The sequence below is a fragment of the Prevotella sp. C0209C1 genome, assembly GCF_056583855.1.
This window is the reverse complement of sequence record NZ_JBWPJP010000076.1, coordinates 1-821: the sequence shown is the minus strand read 5'-3', so window position 1 is coordinate 821 and position 821 is coordinate 1. Positions and strand designations below refer to the sequence as shown.

At 27.0% G+C, this 821-nt stretch carries 1 protein-coding gene; it reads left to right on the top strand.

Annotation, left to right across the window (positions count from 1 at the left end):
- Positions 1 to 283 precede the first annotated feature (283 nt).
- A complete protein-coding gene (locus AC1DCD_RS10250) occupies positions 284 to 778 on the top strand; it encodes a hypothetical protein (protein WP_464641389.1) in 495 nt (164 codons plus the stop codon).
- The last annotated feature ends 43 nt before the right edge of the window (positions 779 to 821 follow it).

Below are 821 nucleotides of genomic sequence, written 5' to 3'. Positions count from 1 at the left end.
TTATAAAAAGAATCAGCATAAAGCTTGTCAATACAAACTTTATGCTGAAATATAGTTTTTAAGGGACGACTATATAGTAAATAATACAGCAAATATAGTGAAAATACTAAGGAAATACATTTTTTTGAAAAAAAAAACTTGTTTTTCTTGTTTTAAACAATATGAATTTATATATTTATGACAGAATATCTTATTCAGATAGCTAAAGGAACAATAAGGCTTTAATCGGTCTTGGATGCTAAGATAATAATGCTAAAAATAAAAATACTTAAAATAAGATTCTATGGTACAGATACTTAAAAAGCTGGTGAAATTAGATGCATATAGATATGCCTATATATTTGTTATAGTTATTTTATTTGCAAGTTATTTTTCTGATGCAAATGCTCAAAAATCTTCGTATCAAAATAATTTGTCGATCAAAGAACAACTGAATAAGATGTTCGTTAAGATTAATCGTAAAATAGTGCCAACTGGTTTTCTTTTGGATTATGCAGAGGAATACGAGCAATTATCTAATTTCAGTCCTAACAAAAATGGGAATATAATACGGAAATGTGATTTGGGTACATATGTTAAATTAGTAGAAACATTACGTTCAGCATATCTTTTTGGCAATCCCTACAAGGGTTATGATAAAGCATATAGTGAAAATATTTCACAACAGAAAGACGGGACTATCGGATTGTGCGTATTATTCTACCAGTATTCACATATTAAAAAGGATGCTTTAAAAGATGGGTATATTTTATACCTTTGCTGTGCATTTGTATCTTGAAAAGACATTATAAATCTAATATAAAAATACTATGTAATATGAT

What these genes read in the sequence shown, in the direction of transcription:
- AC1DCD_RS10250 (WP_464641389.1), top strand. Translation starts at nt 284, where the DNA reads ATGGTACAGATACTTAAAAAGCTGGTGAAATTAGATGCATATAGATAT.